Genomic DNA, 20,165 nt, shown 5'->3' with positions numbered 1-20,165 from the left:
CGCTGCACGCCACCCGCCGAAACGACAAGTATTGTTGCTGTTATGGCAAACGACGAGGCGACGGTGCTCGCGGAGGTCGGCCCCCGGCTCCGGGCCCTGCGCAAACGGCGCGGCACCACCCTGAGCGAACTCGCCGACACCACCGGCATCTCCGTCAGCACCCTGTCCCGACTCGAATCCGGCCACCGCCGCCCCACCCTGGAACTGCTCCTGCCGCTGGCCCGCGCCCACCAGGTGCCCCTGGACGAACTCGTCGGCGCACCCGCCGTCGGCGACCCCCGTGTCCGCCCCCAGCCGATCGTCCGCCACGGCATGACGTTCCTGCCGCTGACCCGCCGCCCCGGCGGCGTCCAGGCGTTCAAGCAGATCCTGCCGCCCCACACCCCCACCGACCCGCAACCGGCGTCCCACGAGGGCTACGAATGGCTGTACGTGCTCTCCGGCCGCATCCGGCTGCGCCTGGGCGAGCACGACCTGATCCTGCACCCCGGAGAGGTCGCCGAGTTCGACACCCGGGTGCCGCACTCCGTCGCCAACCCCGACCCGACCCCCGCCGAAGTCCTCAACCTCTACGGCCCACAGGGCGAACGGCTGCACGTGCGGGCCCGACCCGCCGCCGACTGAGCACACGAAATCGGGGCGCGGCATACGCCGCGCCCCGATGCTCCCAGGCCCTTCCCAGCCGGTGCGGCGGGAATGAGGCGCCCCGACCTTCGGACCGACCGGACGGTGACTGGCTGTCCCCGTCGGGCCGTTGTCTACTGGCCGTGCACCCCACCCTGCCCGTACACCGGTAACCGCGGCCGGTTCGCGCCGCCCCGCCGACCCCCGCCCGCTGGACCTGGCCGCCGCGACAACCGTCGCTCGGCCAGCGGACGAAGGGACGAAGCGAACAACAGCCGCTTCCCGTGGTAGGACTCAAAGACGGTACGTGGCTCACCCCCGGCCTTGTCAACCCACCCCCGACGAGTCGCCCCACCGGCACGGCGTGTCGCGCTCACCGTCACCGTCCGAAACCGACCCGACACCGGTCACGCCGAGGTCAACGGCCCCACCAGGGCCCGCGCCGCCGCCGGATGCTCCGCTGCCAACAACCCCGCCGCCGCCAACACGTAGTCGGAGTCCACCACCGCCCGCGCCGCCCTCGGCACCGCCCACCCACCCGCGTGATCACCCAACACCGCCTGCCACACCGGCGTCACCTCACCGTCGCGGGCATGCCGCAACACCCCACCCGAACCCACCAGCAACCGCACGTCCCGCAGATCCCGACCGGCCCGCTCACCGGTCCCCACACCCCGGGCGTGCCGCCGCACCGCCACCGTCGCCGCCAACGCCGCCAACCGGCCGTCCCACACCCGCCCCGCCGCGTCCACCGGCAGGAAACCCGGATCGGCCGCCCGCACCGCCGCCGCAGCCACCAACGCGTCCCGCTCACCGTCGGCCACCAGCCGCTCCTCCACGGCGGCCCGCACCACCCCCGGCGCGCTCCACCGCATCCCCAGATCCCCCTCCACCGTCCGCGCCCGCCACAACGCCCCGGCCACCTCCCGACCCGGGCCGTCGGCCCGCTCGTCCGGAGTCAACACCGAGTACACGTCCGTGGTGGCGCCCCCCACGTCCACCACCACCAGATCACCACCGGCCGCCTCCGCCAACACCTCCACCCCGGTCAGCACCGCATCCGGCGTCGCCGCCCGCACCAGCCGCGCGAACCGCGACCCCCGCGACAACCGCTTACCGCCGATCACGTGCCGCAGGAACACCTGCCGGATCGCCGACCGCGCCGACACCGGCGACAACACCCCGATCCGCGGCAACACGTTGTCGGCCACCGTCACCGGCACCCCCGCACCGGCCAACACCGCCGCCAACTCCTCACGCACGTCGACGTTGCCCGCCAACACCACCGGCACCCGCCACCGTGCCCGCGCCAACCGCGTCGCGTTGTGGGTCAGCGTCTCGGCGTCCCCACCGTCGGTGCCACCCACCAGCAACACCACGTCCGGCCGCGCCGCCCGCAACCCGGCCAGCTCCGCCCGCCCCAGCCGCCCGGCGGCCACATGCACCACGTCGGCCCCCGCCGACAACCCCACCCGCCGACCCGCCTGCGCGGTCACCAACGGCTCGTACCCCACCACCGCCAACCGCAGCCCACCACCCGCCGAAGAACACACGAACCACGGCACGTCCCGCGCACCCAGCCCGGCCGCCGCCACCGCCGCGTCCAGGCCGTGCAACACGTCCGTACCCACCGTCGTCGGCACCGACGCCGCCGCGACCAGCCCGCCGCCGGCCAGGTCGACCACCGCCACCTTCGTGAACGTCGACCCGACGTCGGCGCAGACCGCGACACTCATACCGACGCGGGCACGACCACCGTGCCGGTCGCCGACACCGCCACCACCGGCACCTCCAACACCTCCGCCGCCGACTCACCCCGATCCGGCCGCCCCCGACACACCACCCGCGCCTCGAAGTCCAGCGTGCGGCTGCGGGTACCCACCCGCGTCACCGTCGCCACCACCTCCAGCACGTCACCGGCCTTCATCGGCGCCCGGAACTGCACATCCGAGTACGACGCGAACAACCCCTCGTCGCCGTCCGTGCGGATACACACCTCCGTGGCCACGTCACCGAACAACCCCAACGCGTACGCCCCGTCGACCAGGTTCCCCGCGTAATGCGCGTGCGCGTACGGCACATACCGCCGATGCGTCACCGTCAACCCCACCCGAGGATCCGTCATGCCGCCCCCACCTTCCGACCCGTCACCAACGCGTGCACCAGAAACGACGCCACCTCACCCGGCGTGGTGCCCCGACCGAAGATCCGATCCACCCCCAACTCGGCGGCCTGCGACTCGTCGAACCGCGGCCCACCCACGATCAGCAACGGCCGCCGCCCCACCGGCATCGCCTCCCGGAACGCCGCCGACATCTCCCGCGTGTTGTGCAGATGCGCGTCCCGCTGCGTCACCACCTGCGACACCAACACCGCATCCGCCCGCGCCGCCCGCGCCGCCTCCACCAACTCCGGCACACTCACCTGCGCACCCAGGTTCGTCACCGACAACTCCCGGTAATACTCCAGGCCCTTCTCCCCCGCGATCCCCTTCACGTTCAGGATCGCGTCGATGCCCACCGTGTGCGCGTCCGTACCGATACACGCCCCCACCACCGACAACTTCCGCCGCAACCGCCGCTTCACCACCGCGTTGACCTCCTTGGCCGACAACAGCGGAAAATCCCGCTCCACCACCTGCACCGCCGACAGGTCCACCAGATGGTTCACCCGCCCATACACCACGAAGAACGTGAACCCGTCACCCATCTGCTTCGCGTGCACCAACAACGCCGGATCCATCCCCATCCGGTTCGCCAACTGGACCGCCGCACCCTCGGCCCGCTTGTCATGCGGCACCGGCAACGTGAACGACACCTGCACCATGCCGTCACCCGTGGTGTCCCCGTACGGCCGCACCACCGGACCCTGCGCCCCGCTCACGCCACCGCCTCCAGGATCTCCGTCGCCGGGTTGTAGTAGTCGGCCTCGTGCGCCGCCACCCCGTCCAACCCCTTACCCCGATCCGCCGGCCGCTTCATGATCCCGAACGTGCCCTCGGCGATCGCCGCCAACAACGACCGCTCACCGATGCGCTCCAACAACTCCACCGCCTCACCCAGCACGTGGTGCGCCCGCTGCTGGATGAACCCACCCGGCGCCGGCACGAAGTCCTCATGCAACCCACCGGCGGCACCCAACACGTACCGCACGTTCTGCAGAGCGATGTCCCGGTCCGACAACCACGGCGTCACCACCGCCTCCGTCATCATCCCCACCAGCAGGATCCCCTGCCCCGTCATGGCACCCACCAGATTGAAGAACCCGTCCAGCAGATTGCCCCGGAACACGTCACCGGTCATGTGCTTCGTCGGCGGCATCCACTTCAACGGCGCATCCGGGAACAACTCCCGCGCCAACAACGCGTGCGCCAACTCCAACCGGAACGACTCCGGCACCTCCGGATTGATCTCGAACGCGTGCCCCAACCCCAACTGCCAGTCCGCCAACCCCGCCTCGTGCGCGAAATACTCGTTCAACAACTGCGACACCGTCACCGTGTGCGCCTCGTCCACCGCATCCGCCGTGGTCAGGTAGTTGTCCTCACCGGTGTTGATGATGATCCCCGCCCGCGCGTGCACCTGCCGCGAGAACCGCTGGTCCACGAACGTCCGGATCGGATTGATGTCCCGGAACAGAATCCCGTACATCGAATCGTTGAGCATCATGTCCAGACGCTCCAGACCCGCAAGCGTCGCCATCTCCGGCATGCACAACCCCGACGCGTAATTCGTCAACCGCACATACCGGCCCAACTCCCGCGACGACTCGTCCAACGCCGCCCGCATCAACCGGAAGTTCTCCTGCGTCGCGTACGTCCCCGCGAACCCCTCCCGAGTCGCCCCCTCCGGCACGTAGTCCAACAACGACTGACCCGTCGACCGGATCACCGCGATCACATCCGCACCCGCCCGCGCCGCCGCCTGCGCCTGCGGAATGTCCTCGTAGATGTCACCCGTCGCCACGATCAGATACACCCACGGCCGCCGCACCGGATCCCCGAACCGCCGCACCAACCGATCCCGCTCCGCCCGCCGCCGATCAATACGCCGCACCCCCGCCGCCACCGCCCGCCGCGCCGACCGCCGCGCCACCGACGCCGACCTCCCCGACGGCACCACGAACCGCACCGCACCCGCCGCCGCCTGCTGCGCCAACAACGTCACATCCGAGACCTGCTCCCGCGCCAACGCCTCGAACACCGGCACCGCCACCCCGTGCCCCAACCCCACATCCGCCACCACCGCGTCCACCAACCGGTTCACCCACGGAATACCGTCCGGATCGGCACCCGCCACCCCGGCCAACCGCAACACCGCACGCTCCACCGACACCGTGGTGTGCCCCCGCGCCAACTCCACCACCGGCTGCCCGACCCGCCGCGCCAACTCCCGCGCCCGCGCCACCACCACCGGATCCAGATCCAGCTTCCCGCCCGAAAAACCACTCACCTGCGTCACGACGCCCCTTCCTCGTAAATCACCTCACCGCGCAACACCGTCGCCCGGCACACCGGCAACGGCGTCGGATCCTGCACCCCCCGCACCTGCGGATCCTCGGCCTCCAACACCGGCAACCCCCGCTGCACACCCGCCGGCGACGACCACACCGCGAACGTCGCCGGCGCCCCCAACGCCAACACCCCCTCACTGTCCCGATGCACCGCCCGCCAACCACCCCGCGTATGCGCCGCGAACGCCGCCCGCACACTCATCCGCTGCACCGGGTTGTGATGCGCCACCGCCGCCCGCACCGACCCCCACGGATCCAACGGCGTCACCGGCGAATCCGACCCGAACGCCAACGCCACCCCCACCCCGTGCATCGCCCCCATCGGATTCGACGCCAACGACCGCGCCAACCCCAACCGCGCCTCGTACATCCGACCCGCACCACCCCACAACCGGTCGAACGCCGGCTGCATCGACGCCACCACCCCGAACTCCACGAACCGTGCGATCAACCGCCGATCCACGATCTCCGCGTGCTCGATCCGATGCCGCGCCGCACGCACCCGCTCCGTCCCCAACTTCTCCGCCGCCCCCGCGAACCCCGCCAACACCGTCGAGATCGCCGCATCCCCGATCGCGTGGAACCCGCCCTGCATCCCGTGCGCCGCACAGTCCAACAAATGATCACGAACCTGCTCCGCCGTCAGATACCCGTGACCACACCCCTGCCCGTCCACGTACGCCGCCGACACGTGCGCCGTCCGCGACCCCAACGCCCCGTCCGCGAACAGATCCCCACCCGCGCCCACCGCACCCAACTCCCGCGCCCGCGCCGCACCACCCAACTCACCCCAGTACCCGTACACCTCCGGCACCCCCGCACCCGACAGCGACAACAGGCCCGTGAAATCCTCCTCGTCCGAGATCTCCGGCCCACCGCACTCGTGCACCGCCGCGATCCCCAACGACGCCGCATGCCGCAACGCCACCCGCTGCGCCGCCACCCGCTGCGCCCGCGACACCGACGCCCGCGCCACCGCCCGCACCACGTGATGCGCGTCCCGCCGCAACCACCCCGACGCGTCGAACCCCGGCGCCGCCACCGCCTCCGGACACGCCGCCAACAACGCCGACGACACCAGCGCCGAATGGATCGACGCCTGCGACAGGTACACCCGCCGCCCACCGGCCGCCCGATCCACCTCCGCCGCCCCCGGCGGCACCGGCACCGACCACGTCGACTCGTCCCACCCGTGCCCCAACACCACCGCGTCCGCCGGCAACTCCGCCACGAACGCCGCCACCGCCGCCAGCAACTCCTCCGCCGAGCGCACCCCGGACAGATCCAGCCCCGACAACGCCAACCCGGTGTCACTCACATGCACATGCGCGTCCACGAACGCCGGCGTCACCAACGCCCCGCCCAGATCCACCACCCGGTCCGCGGCCGGCGCGTCCGCCCCGGCCCCCAACCAGACGATCCGCCCGTCCCGCACCAACAGGGCCGTCGCGGACGGATCCGCCGGGCAGTGCAACACGCCGGCCCGATACAACGTCGAGGGGTTCTTCGTCATGGCCTCAGTCTGCCGCCAGCCGGGCCTCGAAGAGCCCACGCACCCCCGGCACGTCACGCAGCAGCCCCAACGCCAACTCCGCGTGCCCCGGCACGTACCCGTTACCCACCAGCATCGTCACGTCCGCCGCCAGACCCTCCGCGCCCAACGCCGCCGCCGCGAAACTCGTCGCCATCGAGAAGAACACCACCGTGCCGCCGTCCGCGGTCGCCAACACCGCACCGTGCTCACACCCCGGCACGTCCACGCAGACCACCGTCACGTCCGCCGGCACCCCCAACGCCGACGTCACCGCCACCGACAACCCCACCGGATCCCGCGCGTCGGCCACCACGACCTCGTCGGCCAGGCCCGCCGCGACCAACGCGTCGCGCTCCGCGGCCACCGGCACCACCCCGACCGTACGACCCGCGCCCGCCCGCCGCGCCGCCGCCAACGACAACGAACCGCTCTTGCCCGCACCACCGACCACCGCCACGGCGACCGGCCCGAAGCCCGACGGCCGCTCCGCCACGTACCGCCGCACCACCCGCTCGGTCAACGCCGGCGCCCCACACACGTCCAACACCGCCAACGACAACTGCGGATCAAGGTCCTGCGGCAGCACCGCCGCGATCGACCGGGCGAACAGGATCGCCCACCCCTCGCACGGCACCTGCTCGCTGAGCCCGTCCCACCGCGCCAACCCGTCGGTGATCACCAGCGGCGTCAGCGTCAACGACACCAGCGTCGCCACCCGCTCGCCGGCCTTGAACCCCAACGGCGACCGCCGACCCGCCTCCGCCACCGTGCCGATCAACATCCCGCCCGACCCGGTCACCGGGTTCTGCATCTTGCCCCGCGTCGCGATGATGTCCAGCACCTCGGCGCGTACCGCGTCCCCGTCACCACCGTGCTTGTCCCGCAGCTGGCGGAAACTCGCCGCGTCCAGGTTCAGCCGCTCGACCGAGATCCGCACCTCGTTCGGGCCGATCTCCGACCGCGCGTCCAACCGCCAGGCCGCCTGCGGCAGCACCCCCGCCGGTTCCACGACCCGGTGCAGACCTACTGGTGACGTCACGCCAACCTCCCTGTCCGACCGCCCGAAGCCCCGACATCAACTCGCATGACGGGAAAACTTCCGGCAGAATAATTCCTATACCGAATATTTTCCAGTAACCTTCGGTTCGCTGACGAACCCGGATCGACCGACACCCAGGCCGGACGACCACCGACACACCCGCAGGAGGGGCCGTGACCCAGACCCAACCGCCGGTGCACACCACCCCGGCAACACCCGAGCCGGCCCCCACCACCGCACTGACCGGCCAACCGTACGAATACCGCCGCCACCGCCTCGTCGAACCCGACTGGACCCGCTTCCCCGGCTGGCGTCACGTCACCCGCGACCAGTGGGAAAGCGCCCAGTGGCAGCGCGTCAACTGCATCAAGAACATCAAGCAACTCCGCACCCTGCTCGGCGACACCGTCGACGAGCACTTCTACGCCGACCTCGAAGCCGACCAACGCGCCCTGGCCACCATGTCCATGCTCGTACCACCCCAAATGATCAACACCATGGTGCCGGACGCCCCACCCACCACCGAGACGCTGCTGGCCGACCCGATCCGGCGATACATGATCCCCGTCGCCTCGGACCGCCGCACCGACTGGCCCTCCCACCCGTACGCCACCCGCGACTCACTGCACGAACACGACATGTGGGTCGCCGAGGGCCTCACCCACCGCTATCCCACCAAGGTCCTCGCCGAACTGCTCTCCACCTGCCCCCAGTACTGCGGGCACTGCACCCGGATGGACCTGGTCGGCAACTCCACCCCCGCCGTCGACAAGCTCAAACTCACCCTCAAGCCCGTCGACCGGTACGACGCCCACATCACCTACCTCAAGGCCCACCCGGGCGTACGCGACGTGGTGGTCTCGGGCGGCGACGTGGCCAACGTCCCGTGGCGCAACCTCGAGTCGTACCTGATGCGCCTGCTGGAGATCGAGACCATCCGCGACATCCGGCTCGCCACCAAGGCGCTCATGGGCCTGCCCCAGCACTGGTTGCAGCCCGACGTCGTCGAGGGGCTGGAGCGGGTCGCCCGCACCGCCGCCCGACGGGGCGTCAACCTGGCCATCCACACCCACGTCAACCACGCCCAGTCGCTCACCCCGCTGGTCGCCAAGGCCACCCAGACCGCCCTCGACGTCGGCGTACGCGACGTGCGCAACCAGGGCGTGCTGATGCGCGGCGTCAACGCCAGCACCACCGACCTGCTCGACCTCTGCTTCGCCCTCCAGGGCGAGGCGGGCATCCTGCCGTACTACTTCTACATGTGCGACATGATCCCCAACGCCGAGCACTGGCGGGTCCCGGTCTGGCACGCCCAGCAGCTCCAGCACGACATCATGGGCTACCTGCCCGGCTACGCCACTCCCCGGATCGTCTGCGACGTGCCCTTCGTCGGCAAGCGCTGGGTGCACATGGTCACCGAGTACGACCGCGAACGCGGCATCTCCTACTGGACGAAGAACTACCGCACCTCCATCGAGTCCGCCGACCTGGAGGCCCTCAACAAGCGGTACGCGTACTACGACCCGATCGACACCCTGCCGGAGGCCGGCCGGCAGTGGTGGCAGACCCACCGCGACGACTGACCGGACCCGGCGTCGCCCGGTCGGTACCTCCTCCACCGACTGACGCCACGCCGCGAAGCGGGCCACCGGAGCATTCCGGTGGCCCGCTTCTGCGTGCGGTCACTTGGTGAAGGCGTCCTTGGCGTTGCGGCCGGCGTCCTTCACGTTCTCACCGGCCTTACGGGCGCGGGCCTCGGACTGCTCGGTGGCGCCCTCGGCACGCATGCGCTCGTTGTCGGTCATGTCGCCGACGCGCTCCTTAGCGGCGCCGCTCAGTTCCTCGACCTTGTTCTTCGCCTTGTCGGTGAAGCTCATGTCGCCTCCCTGCCTGCCTCGGCGGTCCAGCGCAGCGAATCGCTCCGCTCCTGAGGTCGTGTCCCCTCCCCCGATGATCTGAAACTGTTCTCGGAGCGGTGGTGCTGCGCACATCCGCTAAGGCATCCTAGGAAGCTAGGTGTGGTTGTTTTCGCTGGTCGCGCCGGCCCCGGTGGCCTCCCTGCCTGCTGTGCGAGCCGCTGTCGAGCTGAACCGTCCATGCTGTCGCCGGACCTTCTCCGCTGGGACCTGCTGTCCTGGTGCCCGCACCGCTGCGCGGCCCGGGTCGAGGCCGACGAGCCGCCCATGCTCGCCGCGCCAGTCGACGACGCAGCACCGGCGCGGTAGCGCTGACCTACGCCAGCAGGGACGCCTCCGCTCCCCCAGCAGGCCCCGCACGAGCCGCCAAGACCACACAAGACGCAGGGCCTACACGGACCCGCCGGTAGCCCGATCCGTTCATGCCGTCAGCTCGACAGCGTCCGAACCTGACAGGTGTAGGGGCCCACCGCAGGCGCCGACACGCAGGCACGAGCGGCACCGTCCGGGGTGGAAAGCAGGCCGCTGGTCTCCCCCCGGCCTACTGGGCCGGCGCGAACGCCTTGAGGAAGGTGTCCACCGCCGCCCTCGACACGGCACGCAGCTCGGCGTGGGGAATCCGCCGGGTGCCGAGGCTCGCCCGTGCGTCCATCGAGCCGGTGAGCAGCGCGACGAACTGTTCGGCGGCCAGCACGGGATCCGGCGTGTGCAGGTGACCGGCGACGGAGAGCCGGGCGAGTCGGTCGGCCAGGGCTTCGGTGACCCGGCCCGCCGCCCGGGAGTGCACGATGTCGAGCAGGTCGGGGAACTGGTTGATCTCGGCGGCGAGCAGTCGGCGCAGGGCCCAGGATCGGTCGGCGCAGTAACACTGGAGCAGCCGGAAGCCCGCGTCCTCCAGAGTGTCGTGCAGGTCGTCGCCGCGTACGGTGAGCCGGTCGACGACGGCGAGGTTCTGGGTCAGCGCCTGGTCGGCGGAGGCGGCGATGGCCTCGCGCAGCAGCGTCTCCTTGTCACCGAAGTGGCTGTAGACCGTCGCCTTGGCCACGCCGGCCTCGGCCGCGATCACGTCCACCCCGGCCCTGGCGTAGCCCTCCCTGGCGAACACGACGAACGCCGCGTCCAGGATCGCCTGCCGCTTGTCGATGCGGCCACGCGCCGCGACGGCTCCACTCACGTCGAGAGCATACCCGCGCGGCTATCGAACTAGACTTGTAAGTCTGGTAGAACAGCCTCATGAGTATGAAGACGGGGGATGACCGGCTGGACGCCGCGCAGCGGCGCCTGGTCGCAGTGATCCTGCTCGGCGGAGCGCTGGGCATCCTCAACAGCACCATGGTGGCGGTCGGAATCGACCGGCTGGCCAGGGAGTTCGACACCTCGCTGGGCGTGATCGGGTGGGTGTCGACCGGGTTCCTGCTCGCCGTCACGGTGACCATCCCGGTGACCGCCTGGGCGGGTGACCGGTTCGGCGGGAGACGCATGTGGCTCGCCGGGCTCGGGCTGTTCGTGCTCGCGTCGCTCGCCTGCGGACTGGCCTGGAACGCGGGAAGCCTGATCGCCTTCCGGGTGCTACAGGGAGTCGGCGCGGGGATCCTCGACCCACTCGTGCTGACCCTGCTCGCCCGCACCGCCGGCCCGCGCCGCGCCGGACGGGTGATGGGCCTGATGGCCGCAGTGCTCTCGCTCGGCCCGGTGCTCGGCCCGGTGCTCGGCGGCATCGTGGTGCAGGGCCTCGGCTGGCAGTGGATGTTCCTGCTCAGCGTGCCCGTCGGCGTGCTCGCGTTCGCGCTCGCCCGCGCCGTGATGCCCACCGACCCACCGCAGGGCACGGCGACCCGACTCGACGTCGTCGGCGTGATGCTGCTCGGGCCGGGCTTCGCCGGTCTGCTCCTGACGCTCTCCCAGGCAGCCGACCGCGCCGACTTCGTCACCTGGTCGGCACTGGTGCCGCTGACCGCCGGTGTCCTGTTGGTGGGTGGCTACGTGGTCCATGCCCTGCGTCGCGATCACCCTCTCGTCGATCTGCGGTTGTTCACGAGAGGTGGGTTCGCGGTGAGCGTCGTGGTGATGGCGCTGAGCGGGGTCACGATGTACGCGTCGCTGGTCGTCCTCCCGCTCTACTTCCAGCAGGCGGGCGGGCACGGCGCGCTCGCGGCCGGGTTGCTGGTCGCCCCGCTCGGTATCGGCGGCGCACTCGCCGCGCCGCTGGCCGGACGGGTCAGCGACCGCATCGGTTCCCGCAACCTCGTGCTGGCCGGCGGGCTTCTTGCCGCCCTGGCGGCATTCGCGCTGACCAGGGTCGACATCCGTACGCACGGGGTCTGGGTCGTCCTCGCCGGGGTGGCCATCGGGGTCGGGCTGGGGTTCGTCGGCCCACCCGCCATGGGCGCGCTGTACCGTACGCTGCCGCCGCCACTCGTGCCGCAGGGAAGCTCGGTGCTGTACATGCTCAACCAGTTCGGTGGCTCGGTCGGCGTCGCGGTCGTGGCGTTCGTCCTGGACACCGCAAGCGATCCGCTCAGCGGTCTACACGGCGTGTACTGGTTCCTCGCCGCCGCGATCGTCCTCCTGCTGGCCGTCGGCGCACGGTTGCCCGGCCGGCCGACCATCGCATCCCCCGACGTCCCGGTAGCGGTGGGTGCCGGCTGAGAAACCCGGCGCCCCGGCCGGAACAGGCGGATCGCCGCGGGGGGGGGCCCCGGCCCCGGGGTCGGCGGCGGGGCGCCCCGCCCCCACCCCCACCCCCCCCCCCCCCCCCCCCCCCCCGCCCCCCCCCCCCCCCCCCCCCCCCCCCCCCCCCCCCCCCCCGGCACCGGTCAACCGGCATCACCCGCACTGTCGGGTGCCCGGCTCGCGCCTCAGGGCGACTCCTCGGCGGCGCCCAGCGACAGGATCTGCCAGTCCGCCAGGTCGGCGAGCATCTGGCGGTCGTGGGTGGCGACCACGACCGCCGCCGGGGTCTCCCGCAGCGCGGCGGTCAGCTCGTCCACCAGCAGCGCCGAGAGGTGGTTGGTGGGCTCGTCGAGGATCAACAGGTCGGGCAGCTCGGCCAGGCGCAGGGCCAGGTTCAACCGCCGCTGCTGCCCCTGCGACATCCGGCCCACCGGGGTACGCAGCGCCTCCCGGTCCAGCAGGTGCGTCGCGCCCAGCGGCAGGCGGTCGCCCTCGCGGAGCCGCCCTGCGGACTGGAGCCGACCCACGTGCTGGTCGTACAGGTCGCGGGCGAGCGCGGCCGGCGGCCAGGCCGGCACCTCCTGTCCCAGGTACGCCACCCGGGCCCGCCCCAGGTGCCGGACCTCGCCGGTGGACGGTTCCAGGTTCTGGGCCAGCACCTCGAGCAGGGTCGACTTGCCGGCCCCGTTCGGCCCGGTCACCAGCAGCCGCTCCCCACCGTCCAGGGTGAGCGTGACCGGCTGGTGCAGCCGCCCGGCCACCGTGACGTCGTCGCAGCGCAGCAACGGCACCCCGGGCCTGGTCCGCAGCTCGGGCCAGCGCAGACGCAGCGGCGGCTCGGGCACGGTGAGCCGATGGGCGTCGAGGTCCTCCTGACGGCGGCGCAACGCCTGCACCACGCCGGGAGCGCGGGACTGGCGCTGATGTTTGCCGTGGCCCTTCTCCGGCCGCCAACCGGTGCTGAGCCGCTGCCGCGCCTCGTTCACCGCGTCGGCCAGCCGCTGGTGTTCGGCCTGCTGGGCCTCGAAGTCGTGCAGCCAGCGTTCCCGCTCGCGCCGACGGCCCTCCTGCCAGCCGGCGTACCCACCGGCGAAGACCCGTGGGCGGCCGTCCTCGCTGGGGTCGAGGTCGAGGAACTCCTCGGCCACGTCACCGAGCAGGGCCCGGTCGTGGCTGACCAGCACCACGCCGCCCGCATGCTGACGCAGGCGCAGGGTGAGGAAGGCCAGGCTGTCGGCGTCGAGATGGTTGGTCGGCTCGTCCAGCATGAGCAGGTCGTGCCGCGCCCCCAGCAGGCAGGCCAGACGGACCCGGTAGCGCTGGCCGACCGACAGCGTCGACAGCGGGCGCTGCCGGTCCGGGCAGGCGTCCAGCCCGGCCAGCGCCACGTCCACGCGGCGTTCCGCGTCCCAGGCGTCCAGCCGGGTGGCGGCGTCCAGCGCGACGGCGTACGCGGTGTCCGCGCCGGGGCGGCCCTCGGTCAGCGCCACGGCCGCCTCGTCCAGCGCCCGCACCGCCTCCTGGGACTCCTGGATCGCCGCGGCGACCAGGGTGCCGACCGTCTCGCCGCTGCGCGCCTCCAGCGCCTGTCGGGCCACGCCGATCGTGCCCGTTCGTTCCACCGTGCCCTGGTCCGGGGTGAGTTCTCCGGTCAGTACCCGGAGCAGGGTCGTCTTGCCCCGGCCGTTCTCGCCGACCACGGCAAGCCGCGAACGAGCGGAGACGGTCACGCTGACGTCGGACAGCACCACCCGTCCGCCCAGCACCACGCGTACGCCCTCGGCCCGGACATGCGCCCGGTCACCGGCCGGCAGGCCGGGGGTCGCGTCCTGGGTGGGGTTCAGTTCAAGATTGTTCACTCTGCGCTCTTCGGCTCGTCGTGGAGCCGGGCAGCGCGATCAGGCCGCCCGGCGGGAACACCAGGACGGCGAAACAGAGCGGAGCTAGAAGAAGCCGGTCAACCCTGCCGCCGTCAGCGGCGGAACCAGGGCTTCATCGTGAAGGCGCGGCAATTCATGGCCCCATCCTAACCCATGCACCACATCCTGGTTGACTGAGCAGATGAGCGAGATCCTGCTCGTCCGGCACGGCGAGACCACCTGGAGCGCGAGTCGCCGGCACACCTCGTACACGGATCTGGAGCTGACGCCCGACGGGGAGCGACAGGCCCGCGCGCTCGGTCCGGCGCTCGCCGGCCGGCGGTTCGTGGCGGTGCTGAGCAGCCCGCGCCGCCGGGCGCTGCTCACCGCGCAACTGGCCGGGCTGACCGTCACCAGCACGGACGAGGACCTGGCCGAGTGGAACTACGGCGAGTACGAGGGACGGACCACCGCCGAAATCCACGACGAACGGTCCAGTTGGAACGTGTGGACCGACGGGTGCCCCGGCGGGGAGTCGCCGAGCGAGGTGGGCGAACGCCTGGACCGGCTGCTCGCCACGGTGCATCCGCTGCTGGAGAGGGGTTCCGTCGCGATCGTCGGGCACGCGCACTCGCTGCGCGTGCTGGGCGCCCGGTGGATCGGCCTGCCGCCGTCGGCCGGTGGGCTGCTCCGGCTGGACACCGCCACCGTGAGCGTGCTCGGTCACGAGCACGGCCGGCGGGTCATCCTCCGGTGGAACCAGCCGCCTCCCCCGCCGCCCGCGGCCGAGGGCGACTCGACGGCTCGCCACTGATCTTCGGCGGCCGCCCCTCGTACGGGGTGGAGAGCACCACCGTCGTGCGGGTGGTGACGTTCGCCGCGGTCCGGATCTCCTGGAGTACGCGTTCCAGGTCGACCGGACCGGCCACCCGCACCAGCAGCAGATAGAAGTCCTCCCCCGCCACCGAGTAGCACGAGTCGATCTCGGGCAGGTGAGCGAGCCGCACCGGGGCGTCGTCCGGCTGCGACGGGTCGAACGGCCGGATCGCCACGAACGCGGTCAACGGCAGGTCGAGCGCCTCGAACGAGACCCGCGCGGTGTAGCCCTTGACCACACCGCGCTGCTCCAGCCGGCGTACCCGCTGGTGCACCGCCGAGACGGACAGGCCCACCTTCTCCGCGAGATCCGTGTACGACTGCCGGCCGTCCGTGGTCAGCGCGGCGACGATGGCCCGGTCGATCTCCTCCACGGCGTGCAACCTACCCGGAAAGGCCCGTCGGCGCGACGACTGTTCCGCCGGGCGTCGCGCTCGGTCAGTCCTTGGCCAGGGCGCGAGAGATCACCAGGCGCTGGATCTGGTTGGTCCCTTCCACGATCTGGAGCACCTTGGCCTCCCGCATGTAGCGCTCCACCGGGTGGTCGGCCACGTACCCGGCGCCGCCGAGCACCTGCACCGCGTCGGTGGTCACCCGCATCGCCATGTCGGTGGCGAACAGCTTCGCCTTGGCCGCCTCGATCGAGTACGGCCGACCGGCGTCGCGCAGTCGGGCGGCGGCGAGCGTCAACGCCCGGGCGGCGGAGATCTGGGTGGCCAGGTCGGCGAGGGTGAAGCCGAGGCCCTGGAAGTCGATGACGGCGCGGCCGAACTGGCGGCGTTCGCGGGCGTAGCCGACCGCGTAGTCCAGCGCCGCCTGGGCCAACCCCACCGCGCAGGCGGCGATGCCGAGGCGGCCGGAGTCCAGGGCGGACATGGCGATGGTGAAGCCGGCACCCTCGCCGCCGATCAGCCGCTCCGCCGGCACCCGCGCGTCGTCGAGCACGAGCTGCGCCACCGGTGACGACCGCAGTCCCATGGTGCGTTCGGCGGCCTGCGGGTGGAGACCGGGGGTGGCCCGGTCGAGCAGCAGGCAGGAGATGCCCCGGGGACCGGGTACGCCGGTGCGGCAGAAGACGTTGTAGAAGTCGGCCACCTGGGCGTGGGTGATCCAGGCCTTGGTGCCGGTGACCACGTACGCGTCGCCGTCGCGGACCGCCTTGGTGGTCAGCGCGGCGGCGTCCGAGCCCCCCTGCGGTTCGGAGAGGCAGTACGCGCCGAGCAGTTCGCCGCCGATCATGTCGGGCAGCAGCTTGCGCTGGGCGTCGTCGCCGAACGTGGCGACCGGGTGGCAGGAGAGCGTGTGCACGCTGACCGCCTCGGCGACCGCCAGCCAGCGGCTCGCCAGGATCTCCAGCACCTGGAGGTAGACCTCGTACGGCTGGGCGGCGCCGCCGTACTCCTCCGGGTAGGGCAGACCGAGCAGACCGGCCCGGCCCAGGGTGCGCAGCAGCTCGCGGGGGAACTCGGCGCGCTGCTCGAACTCGACGGCCTTCGGGGCCAGCTCGCGGTCGGCGAGTTCGGTGGCCAGCTCCAGTAGGTCGTGGGCCTCTTCGGTGGGCAGGATCCGGTCGACAGTCATAGCGCGGTGAGCTCCGTGGGATGGTGGTGAGCCGTCGTACGCCGTGGAAGCTTCTGGCTCCCACCCGCTCAGCTTAACGTTCGTTCGGGTGCCGGGCACGGACGGCGCGGGTCGTGTCGACCACCGACCGGCCTCGCGGTCAGTCCATCAGCCAGAGGCAGAACGGGTGGCCGTCCGGGTCCAGGCAGACCCGGACGTCGTCCTGCGGCTGGAACTCGGCCAGCGTGGCACCGCAGGCCAGCGCGTGCTCCAGGGCGGCGGCCAGGTCCTCGACCCCGATCTCCAGGTGCATCATCATCTGCTGCCGGTCCGCCTCGGCCGGCCAGGTCGGCCGCACGTACGCCCGCTCGCGCTGGAAGGACAGGCCCACCCCGCCCTCGGGCCCGCGCAGGATGACGTCGTCGGCCTCCTCGACCTCCACCGTCCAACCGAGCAGTCGCGCGTAGAAGCGGGACAGCGCCGCCGGGTCGGGCGTGTCCAGGTTGACCGTGGTCAGCGCGAGCCGGGGCGTCGTGGTCATCGCGTCCTCCTGGGTTGCGCCGTCGACGTGCCACCCGCCGCGAACGTCGGTGGGATGTGCCAGGCTGTCGGGCGTGGCACAGCAGACTCCGATCATGCTCGTCGACGCGCCCAGTCTCTACTTCCGGGCCTACTTCGGCATTCCCGAGTCGGCCGCGCGGACCGCCGACGGCCAGCCGGTCAACGCCGTACGCGGTTTCCTCGACATGCTCGCCCAACTGGTCCGTACCCGGCGTCCGGGCCGGATGGTGTGCGCGATGGACCACGACTGGCGGCCGGACTGGCGGGTCGCGCTGCTGCCGTCGTACAAGGCGCACCGGGTGGCCCCCGATGGCGGCGAGGTCGTGCCGGACACCCTCAGCCCGCAGGTGCCGATGATCCTGGACGTGCTCGACGCCCTCGGCATCACCGTGGTCGGCGCGACCGGATACGAGGCCGACGACGTGCTGGGCACCCTCTCGGTCACCCAACCCGGGCCGGTCGAGGTGGTCTCCGGTGACCGCGACCTGTTCCAGCTCGTCGACGACGCCCGTGGGGTGCGGCTGCTCTACGTCGGGCGGGGCGTGGCCAAGCTGGACGACTGCGACGACACGGCGGTCCGGTCCCGCTACGGGGTGGCCGCCGACCGGTACGCCGACTTCGCCGCGCTGCGTGGCGACCCCAGCGACGGGCTGCCGGGGGTGGCCGGCGTCGGCGAGAAGACCGCCGCCCGACTGATCGAGCGGTACGGCGACATCGCCGGCATCCTGGCCGCGTTGGACGATCCGGCCTCCGGTTTCGCGCCCGGCCTGCGCACCAAGCTCGACGCCGCCCGCGACTACCTGGCGGTGGCGCCGAAGGTGGTCCGGGTCGCCCTGGACGTGCCACTGCCGCCGCTACCCACCGAGCTGCCGGCCGACCCGGCCGACCCGGAACGCCTGGTCGAGCTGGCCGAGCGGTGGAACCTGGCCGGCTCCACCCGCCGCCTGGTCGACGCCCTCGCCAACCGCACCACGACGGGTTAGCGCTCGGCCGACGTCCTGAGCACCAACAGGTCCATGCGGGCACCCCACGGAGTCGCCGTATCGCCCACCTGCACCCAGCCTGCTCGCGCGTAGATGGTGCGGGCAGCCGAACGCGGATTCGACGCGAGCGTCGCCACCGGCTCCGGCCGGGCAGCGAGTAGTCGCCGCATCAACTCGGCACCCACGCCCCGACCGCGCTGCTCCGGGCGCACGATCCACTCCATCACCGCGAACTTGTCCACCTCGCGCACGTCGGCGGGCGGGTCCTGGCCAGCGCGACTCCACCAGCGCCCGGAGCCCATCGTCCAACCGTAGGCGGCACCCACCAACACACCCTGGTCGTGGGCCGTGATCAGGGTAAAGCCGGGCCGACGGGCCTCCTCGGGGAGACCCTTGCGGAATCCGGCCACTTCCTCCGGACCCTCCTCGTACGGCGGCTCGGCATAGACGATGCCGTACAGGTCGGCGAGGGCGTTCACGTGTTCAGGCGTTATCGAGGTGTGGCGGCTGTAGGTCACGGCCACGGTCCGCAGCCCCTATGCGCCGACGATGGCAGTCAGGTCCCCGTACGCGGGCCGCCGACGCTCACTCCCCGGAACGGCGTCCACCACTTGACGGGCCACCGTCAGTAGCAGCTCGTTGCGGTGCTCGCCTGGCAACGCGTCGAGCAGGTCTGCGGCGAGTCGCAGCCCGTCAGGGATGTCGCCTTCGCGGATCAGGCAGACCGCCTGGTGCAACTGCACCTGAGCGCGGAGCCGTGCCTGGGACTGCGGGTACAGGGCGAGCGCCAGGGACTGCGCCCGTTTCGCGTCGGCGAACCGCCCAGCGTGCGTGAACACCCACGACGCCGTGTAATGCAGCCGATGTTCCGGCCAGCCCCAGACCGATTCCACATCGGTGATCACCGACGTGGGTAGCTGAGATGCGAGGTCCGAAAGCCGTTCGACTGTGGCGACTGCCTCCGTATGTCGGCCAGCCAGGGAAAGCGCCTGTGCCCGTCCGGCCAGTAGGCCGCACGTAGCCGCCGACGCCCGCTGATGCACCAACGGCAGGGCTTGGTCGGACATTTGCACGACCGTGTTGGGGTCCCGGCCGTCGTAGCAGCCATTGACGACATCCCACGCCCACCCCGCCACGACCGAGTCCGGGTCGCCGGAGTTGGCCGCGAGTTCGCGCGCCGACCGCCACCATCGGGCGGCTGCCCAGCCTTGCCCTGCGGCGACCATTCCGAATGCGACCATCAGCGAGAGCTTCGACGCGGCCCGCAACAACCCTGCCCGCTGGGGCCCGTCAGCCGCCGCGAGTTGATGTTGCAGGACAGTCATGTCGACGGTGAGCTGGCGGTCCAGTTGGTCTGCGGGCAGCCGGTAGTAGTCGTAGCCGTAGTCTTCGGCGATCCTGTCCCATTCATCGGCGTGTCCGGCGGCGACATTGAAGCCGTGACGGAGGGCTTCCAGGCCGACGAGCGGTGCCACGGCCGGTGCTGCGGCGAGGGCACCCATCGCGCCGAGAACCTTCCGTCTCCGCATATCGGTCTCACCTGCCTGCCGCTGCCACGCCTGCACGAGCGCACCGCCCGCGCCCAACGCATCGTCGCACGCTTCCGCGAGTGGCCGGGTCGGTGGCCTTACGCCCCGCTCCACCTGAGACAGGTAGGAGAAGTCGAGACGAACAGCCGAACCCAAGGCGCGCAGCGACAACCCGGCGGCGAGCCGGTGCTGTTTCAGTGTCTCCCCAAAACGTCCCATCGGCATCCCCGCGATGTGGGCAATTGTGTGGGCCCACTGCTCACACCTACCCCACACGCAGAGTAGCGACAAGGCTGCTTTTAGGTCCCCCGACGGGCCGGGCGGACCGGCTGGGATAACGCGCCGACGGTCACTGACATCGATGTCGAGGCCGTCGGCCTGCGGTAGTCCCTCGGGCTGCGGGATCGCGACGTCTGCACGGAGGTCTCCAGTCTGGCGGCGATGCGATCCCGCAGCCCTTCCGATTCAGGCAACAAGGGAGTACGAATGCGAGTCGATT

The 20,165-nt window shown here is 71.6% G+C and carries 20 protein-coding genes; 6 read left to right on the top strand and 14 right to left on the bottom strand.

Annotated elements, in window-relative coordinates; genetic code table 11:
- The first annotated feature begins 42 nt into the window (after nucleotides 1–42).
- Entirely contained in the window at nucleotides 43–624 is a 582-nt protein-coding gene (locus ACIBO1_RS14585) for a helix-turn-helix domain-containing protein (RefSeq protein ID WP_396745874.1), read from the top strand.
- Between the two features lie 407 nt (nucleotides 625–1,031).
- Here ACIBO1_RS14585 and ACIBO1_RS14580 read toward each other — a convergent pair whose 3' ends face one another.
- Genes ACIBO1_RS14580 through ACIBO1_RS14555 form a run of 6 tightly spaced genes read right to left on the bottom strand, consistent with a single transcriptional unit; the run spans nucleotide 1,032 to nucleotide 7,709 of the window.
- Complete coding sequence (locus ACIBO1_RS14580; protein WP_396745871.1) at nucleotides 1,032–2,360, bottom strand: glutamate mutase L; 1,329 nt, start codon at nucleotides 2,358–2,360, stop codon at nucleotides 1,032–1,034.
- A complete protein-coding gene (locus tag ACIBO1_RS14575; RefSeq protein WP_396745868.1) occupies nucleotides 2,357–2,749 on the bottom strand; it encodes a hotdog domain-containing protein in 393 nt (130 codons plus the stop codon). The genes ACIBO1_RS14580 and ACIBO1_RS14575 overlap by 4 nt, the downstream gene beginning before the upstream one ends.
- Complete coding sequence (locus ACIBO1_RS14570; RefSeq protein WP_396745865.1) at nucleotides 2,746–3,507, bottom strand: OAM dimerization domain-containing protein; 762 nt, start codon at nucleotides 3,505–3,507, stop codon at nucleotides 2,746–2,748. The genes ACIBO1_RS14575 and ACIBO1_RS14570 overlap by 4 nt, the downstream gene beginning before the upstream one ends.
- Nucleotides 3,504–5,075 carry a lysine 5,6-aminomutase subunit alpha gene (locus ACIBO1_RS14565; protein WP_396746133.1) on the bottom strand — a complete coding sequence of 524 codons (1,572 nt, stop codon included), beginning with the start codon at nucleotides 5,073–5,075 and terminating at the stop codon, nucleotides 3,504–3,506. The genes ACIBO1_RS14570 and ACIBO1_RS14565 overlap by 4 nt, the downstream gene beginning before the upstream one ends.
- 5 nt (nucleotides 5,076–5,080) lie before the next feature.
- Nucleotides 5,081–6,649, bottom strand: coding sequence for an amidohydrolase (locus ACIBO1_RS14560; protein ID WP_396745862.1), 1,569 nt, complete (start codon nucleotides 6,647–6,649; stop codon nucleotides 5,081–5,083).
- 4 nt (nucleotides 6,650–6,653) lie between these two features.
- Nucleotides 6,654–7,709 (bottom strand): zinc-binding alcohol dehydrogenase, encoded by a 1,056-nt coding sequence (locus ACIBO1_RS14555; protein ID WP_396745859.1) that lies wholly within the window; start codon nucleotides 7,707–7,709, stop codon nucleotides 6,654–6,656.
- Between the two features lie 173 nt (nucleotides 7,710–7,882).
- Between ACIBO1_RS14555 and ACIBO1_RS14550 the strand changes: the two genes are divergently transcribed.
- On the top strand, nucleotides 7,883–9,292 hold the full coding sequence (locus tag ACIBO1_RS14550) for a KamA family radical SAM protein (protein ID WP_396745856.1): 1,410 nt from the start codon (nucleotides 7,883–7,885) through the stop codon (nucleotides 9,290–9,292).
- A gap of 99 nt (nucleotides 9,293–9,391) precedes the next feature.
- Here the strand turns inward: ACIBO1_RS14550 and ACIBO1_RS14545 are convergent, their stop codons facing one another.
- Nucleotides 9,392–9,586, bottom strand: coding sequence for a CsbD family protein (locus tag ACIBO1_RS14545; protein ID WP_117227666.1), 195 nt, complete (start codon nucleotides 9,584–9,586; stop codon nucleotides 9,392–9,394).
- 219 nt (nucleotides 9,587–9,805) lie between these two features.
- Between ACIBO1_RS14545 and ACIBO1_RS14540 the strand changes: the two genes are divergently transcribed.
- Entirely contained in the window at nucleotides 9,806–9,934 is a 129-nt protein-coding gene (locus ACIBO1_RS14540) for a hypothetical protein (RefSeq protein WP_396745852.1), read from the top strand.
- Nucleotides 9,935–10,166: 232 nt separating this feature from the next.
- Here the strand turns inward: ACIBO1_RS14540 and ACIBO1_RS14535 are convergent, their stop codons facing one another.
- On the bottom strand, nucleotides 10,167–10,799 hold the full coding sequence (locus ACIBO1_RS14535; protein WP_396745849.1) for a TetR/AcrR family transcriptional regulator: 633 nt from the start codon (nucleotides 10,797–10,799) through the stop codon (nucleotides 10,167–10,169).
- 59 nt (nucleotides 10,800–10,858) lie between these two features.
- On the opposite strand from ACIBO1_RS14535, the gene ACIBO1_RS14530 reads away from it, so the two are divergent.
- On the top strand, nucleotides 10,859–12,274 hold the full coding sequence (locus tag ACIBO1_RS14530) for a DHA2 family efflux MFS transporter permease subunit (protein WP_396745847.1): 1,416 nt from the start codon (nucleotides 10,859–10,861) through the stop codon (nucleotides 12,272–12,274).
- A 209-nt stretch (nucleotides 12,275–12,483) separates the two neighbouring features.
- Here the strand turns inward: ACIBO1_RS14530 and ACIBO1_RS14525 are convergent, their stop codons facing one another.
- Nucleotides 12,484–14,157 carry an ABC-F family ATP-binding cassette domain-containing protein gene (locus ACIBO1_RS14525; RefSeq protein WP_396745845.1) on the bottom strand — a complete coding sequence of 558 codons (1,674 nt, stop codon included), beginning with the start codon at nucleotides 14,155–14,157 and terminating at the stop codon, nucleotides 12,484–12,486.
- 202 nt (nucleotides 14,158–14,359) lie between these two features.
- Here ACIBO1_RS14525 and ACIBO1_RS14520 point away from each other — a divergent pair, with 202 nt between their 5' ends.
- Complete coding sequence (locus tag ACIBO1_RS14520; protein ID WP_396746130.1) at nucleotides 14,360–14,971, top strand: histidine phosphatase family protein; 612 nt, start codon at nucleotides 14,360–14,362, stop codon at nucleotides 14,969–14,971.
- Here ACIBO1_RS14520 and ACIBO1_RS14515 read toward each other — a convergent pair.
- From ACIBO1_RS14515 to ACIBO1_RS14505, 3 genes are all read right to left on the bottom strand, one after another.
- Nucleotides 14,901–15,407 (bottom strand): AsnC family transcriptional regulator, encoded by a 507-nt coding sequence (locus ACIBO1_RS14515; RefSeq protein ID WP_350694246.1) that lies wholly within the window; start codon nucleotides 15,405–15,407, stop codon nucleotides 14,901–14,903. The two genes, ACIBO1_RS14520 and ACIBO1_RS14515, sit on opposite strands and share 71 nt — an antisense overlap.
- A 64-nt stretch (nucleotides 15,408–15,471) precedes the next feature.
- Nucleotides 15,472–16,614, bottom strand: coding sequence for an acyl-CoA dehydrogenase family protein (locus ACIBO1_RS14510; protein ID WP_396745840.1), 1,143 nt, complete (start codon nucleotides 16,612–16,614; stop codon nucleotides 15,472–15,474).
- 139 nt (nucleotides 16,615–16,753) lie between these two features.
- Nucleotides 16,754–17,134, bottom strand: coding sequence for a VOC family protein (locus ACIBO1_RS14505; protein WP_396745837.1), 381 nt, complete (start codon nucleotides 17,132–17,134; stop codon nucleotides 16,754–16,756).
- 94 nt (nucleotides 17,135–17,228) lie between these two features.
- On the opposite strand from ACIBO1_RS14505, the gene ACIBO1_RS14500 reads away from it, so the two are divergent.
- On the top strand, nucleotides 17,229–18,137 hold the full coding sequence (locus tag ACIBO1_RS14500; RefSeq protein WP_396746127.1) for a 5'-3' exonuclease H3TH domain-containing protein: 909 nt from the start codon (nucleotides 17,229–17,231) through the stop codon (nucleotides 18,135–18,137).
- Here ACIBO1_RS14500 and ACIBO1_RS14495 read toward each other — a convergent pair.
- Both ACIBO1_RS14495 and ACIBO1_RS14490 read right to left on the bottom strand, forming a co-directional pair.
- Nucleotides 18,134–18,616: a GNAT family N-acetyltransferase gene (locus ACIBO1_RS14495; RefSeq protein ID WP_396745834.1), complete on the bottom strand. Its 483-nt coding sequence runs from the start codon at nucleotides 18,614–18,616 to the stop codon at nucleotides 18,134–18,136. The genes ACIBO1_RS14500 and ACIBO1_RS14495 overlap by 4 nt on opposite strands.
- Before the next feature lie 57 nt (nucleotides 18,617–18,673).
- A complete protein-coding gene (locus tag ACIBO1_RS14490) occupies nucleotides 18,674–19,891 on the bottom strand; it encodes a helix-turn-helix domain-containing protein (RefSeq protein ID WP_396745831.1) in 1,218 nt (405 codons plus the stop codon).
- Nucleotides 19,892–20,165: the final 274 nt, after the last annotated feature.

It is taken from the genome of Micromonospora sp. NPDC049903 (genome assembly GCF_044460945.1).
Classification (GTDB): domain Bacteria; phylum Actinomycetota; class Actinomycetes; order Mycobacteriales; family Micromonosporaceae; genus Micromonospora.
This window is presented reverse-complemented; position numbering and strand designations above follow the sequence as displayed.